The sequence below is a fragment of the Aeromonas sp. DNP9 genome (genome assembly GCF_001728955.1).
GTDB lineage: Bacteria > Pseudomonadota > Gammaproteobacteria > Enterobacterales > Aeromonadaceae > Aeromonas > Aeromonas veronii.
This window is the reverse complement of sequence record NZ_LYSQ01000060.1, coordinates 1-3,139: the sequence shown is the minus strand read 5'-3', so window position 1 is coordinate 3,139 and position 3,139 is coordinate 1. Positions and strand designations below refer to the sequence as shown.

Sequence of the window (3,139 nt, the reverse complement as noted above, 5' to 3'; positions counted from 1 at the left end):
TTTCTTATTTGTTTGGGGTGCTGATGCGGGATACTTCGTTTATCGCGGCAAGGCGGCCCAGCTATCCATGATCCAGCTATTCCTGATCCTGTCACCCCTGATAGAGATAGAGGTGCAGCCGCTCGATGATGGGCTCACCGCCAATCTTGCGATCTCGCCGCGCCTGACGGCTCTTGGGAGGATAGTTGCCCAGATGGGTGACTGCAGGCGGGGTATCGGAGCAGAGCAGTAGTGGCAGGCTCGCCTTGATCTGCTGCTTGCGCGGGGTGCGCTCCAGCCAGAGCAGGTTGATCATCGGGTGGGTCTTGACCGGGCGGCGGATCCGCAACTCGGCATCGGCGGGCAGGCGGCGAATGTCGTACACCTCCTGATCCACCATCTTGCTCCACTCCTCGTTGTTGGAGAGGGCCGGTATATAGCGGCGGCTGCGCTCCAGCATTTCCAACACTTGTTCGCGACTGAGGCGATTGATGGTCTGCTTGTCAGCCCAGGTAAAGCCGAGGGATTGCAGCTCCCCCGCCAACAGGGTCAGTTTGCGGTAGACCTGCAGGGTGATCACGCCTGGCAGGGCGGTATGTACCAGCTCGAACTTCTCGTCCCGTCCCCCCGCCTGCTGCACCAGCGCCTTGAAATCGAGCTTGTGCTGGTTGATTTGGTCGATCAGCGGTTGCAGCAAAGGGGCGGCGGCGGCAGGAAAGCGAAACCAGCCGGGCAGCCGGTGAGTCGCCTTGGTGGAGCAGCCGGGGCGGGCGCTGTGATCCCGATAGGCGGCGAGGGTGGCCGCCAGCGCGGCTTCACCGTTGAGATAGCCCACCTCAATTTGCTCGATCGGGTCGTGTTCTTCCCCCTGTGCAACTGGGGGGAGAGGATAGACATGAGCCTCCTGCAGCTCGAGTTGGCCAAGCAGATCGGCCAGCTGGTTGAGAGAGGCTTCAATGGCGGCCATCTGTTGACGCAGGGCGGCGGTCGGGGTAAAGGTATCCATCGATGATCCTGTGGTTTCATCCGCCGCTGACGGCATAAACGATGGCGTCAGGGCGGGGGAATAAACTACTGTATAAATAACCATACCAGTATGCCGGTTGCGCGCCAAGAGGGGCGTTTTCGGGTCCTCATCGAGGGAGTGGCGAGGGAGGGAAGGTAAGTTTGCTTTATGTTTCATTGTGTTAACTTAAGATCGCAAATAGATCACCAAATTAACAATTGAATGTAATGACGGGGTTGCCACCCATGGCGAATCCATTGGCGAGTGCATAGGCAATGCGGTAAATTGCATATCTAAGGTGGTGCCATGCAGCATAATATGCTGCGGGCCGTTGATGGTCGAATGGTGACTTAATTATTCTTTATAAATCAGAGTATTAAAATTGTATCAGTCAGTTTTTTACTATTAGTTTTCCTAATGTAACGTATCAAAATTCGTCAATTGAGTCGGCCCTGCTCCCTGACTAAGCTTTGCGCATCAAATAAAGCCCAGTGCGTAAACAAATATTCAGAGGAGCCACATCATGGCCAACATGACTTATACCGAAACCGGTTACCAGCATTCCAGCCAATTGAATCTGGTTGCTCGCGTTAAAATGACCGTTCTGACCTGGCTGGAGCGCAGCCGCAGCCGTCGCCAGCTCTCCGAGCTGCCCGAGTACCTGCTCAAAGATATCGGCCTGAACGAAGCTGACCGTTATCAAGAGACCACCAAGCCGTTCTGGCGTGGTTAATCAACCGGGCATGGATGCCTTGTTTTTCTGCTGAGTCGTTTGCTGTTCTGCCCCGTGGCGCCCGGCCGCCAGGTCTGTCATTGTCTGTTTTATATCCCCCGTTTTCCCCCTGTTATTTGTTGGTCCTTTTTCCTCTTCTCTTTATTCCACATTGCTACTGCCATTGCTGTCGTCGTTCGATTGTTATCACACTTGTATCGTTAATGTTTGAATTTGTTTAAAAAACGATTTTAAGCCGCGATGCCTTGCGTATAATCCGGCCATAGTATTCCAGAGCAAGAGGGTGAGACGGATGATTCCCCAGCACGATTTTTTGGCCTTGACCCGCAGCCATGAGTGGCAGCTTGAGCCCTTTGAATTTGCCCTGCCCGATGGTGCGCGGGTCAGCGTCTGGGATACGGGCGTGCTCTGTCTGGAGCCTGCCAGTGGCGCGGGCGACCAGCCGGGAGGACGCAAGGATATCGTCCTCTCCTGCGGTATTCACGGCAACGAGACCGCTCCCATCGAGATCTGCAACCAGCTGCTGAGCCGTCTGCTCTCTGGCGAGCTGAGCGCCCGCCATCGGGTGCTGTTCCTGTTTGGCAATCCGGCGGCGATGAATCTGGGGCTGCGGGAGGTGGAGGAGAACATGAACCGGCTCTTCTCCGGTGCTCACAGCAAGGGGGAGGGGCTCTGCAATCGGGAGCGGATCCGTGCCATGCGTCTCGAGCAGTATGTGAGCCGCTTCTTTGCCGATCCGGCTCGTCCCCGCTACCACTACGATCTGCACACCGCCATTCGCGGTTCGCGCCATGAGAAGTTTGCCGTCTACCCCTTCCCCCACGAGCGGCCTCACTGCCGCGAGCAGGTGCAGTTCCTCGGCGCCTGCGGGGTGCGTACTATTCTGCTCTCCGCCAGCCCGACCACCACCTTCAGCTACTACAGCTCCCGACAGCATGGTGCCCACGCCTTTACGGTGGAGTTGGGCAAGGTGCGCCCGTTTGGCGAGAACGATATGACCCGCTTTATCGAAACCCGCCAAGCGCTGCAGGAGCTGGTCACCCAGGACGAGGTGGCGCTGGAGCCGTGGCGGGCGGATGATTTCACCCTGTTTGCCATCGATCGGGTGATCACCAAAAAATCGGAGCAGTTTCGCTTTCTATTCGCCAGCGATGTGGACAACTTCACCGAATTCCCCCAAGGGTTCGTGCTGGCCGAGGATGGTGAGCTGCGTTACACAGTCGAGAAGCCGCGTGAGGCGGTAGTCTTCCCCAATGCCAATGTGGCGATCGGCCAGCGCACCGTGCTGATGGTGGTGCCGACAAGGCTCTGGGAATAGCGGTGATAGTTTTACCTGCAGAGCGGTGATGCATCCGCAGGCGGCGCCAAGCCATTGTTTTAGTCGGCGGCTCAGATACAGCAGCGGTTAGCCGCAGTGTCTA

3 protein-coding genes are annotated in these 3,139 nt (G+C 57.0%); 2 read left to right on the top strand and 1 reads right to left on the bottom strand.

What is annotated here, in order from left to right; translation table 11 throughout:
* Positions 1 to 91: 91 nt before the first annotated feature.
* A complete protein-coding gene (locus A9G06_RS21180) occupies positions 92 to 985 on the bottom strand; it encodes a DNA replication terminus site-binding protein (RefSeq protein ID WP_069556543.1) in 894 nt (297 codons plus the stop codon).
* Positions 986 to 1,508: 523 nt separating this feature from the next.
* On the opposite strand from A9G06_RS21180, the gene A9G06_RS21175 reads away from it, so the two are divergent.
* Both A9G06_RS21175 and astE read left to right on the top strand, forming a co-directional pair.
* Positions 1,509 to 1,718: a DUF1127 domain-containing protein gene (locus tag A9G06_RS21175; protein ID WP_005337823.1), complete on the top strand. Its 210-nt coding sequence runs from the start codon at positions 1,509 to 1,511 to the stop codon at positions 1,716 to 1,718.
* 292 nt (positions 1,719 to 2,010) lie between these two features.
* Positions 2,011 to 3,036 (top strand): succinylglutamate desuccinylase, encoded by a 1,026-nt coding sequence (gene astE / locus A9G06_RS21170; protein ID WP_069556542.1) that lies wholly within the window; start codon positions 2,011 to 2,013, stop codon positions 3,034 to 3,036.
* Positions 3,037 to 3,139: the final 103 nt, after the last annotated feature.

Bases quoted from the DNA above. Each gene is read 5' to 3' on its own strand.
- A9G06_RS21180 (WP_069556543.1), bottom strand. From the start codon at position 985: ATGGATACCTTTACCCCGACCGCCGCCCTGCGTCAACAGATGGCCGCC.
- A9G06_RS21175 (WP_005337823.1), top strand. From the start codon at position 1,509: ATGGCCAACATGACTTATACCGAAACCGGTTACCAGCATTCCAGCCAA.
- astE (WP_069556542.1), top strand. From the start codon at position 2,011: ATGATTCCCCAGCACGATTTTTTGGCCTTGACCCGCAGCCATGAGTGG.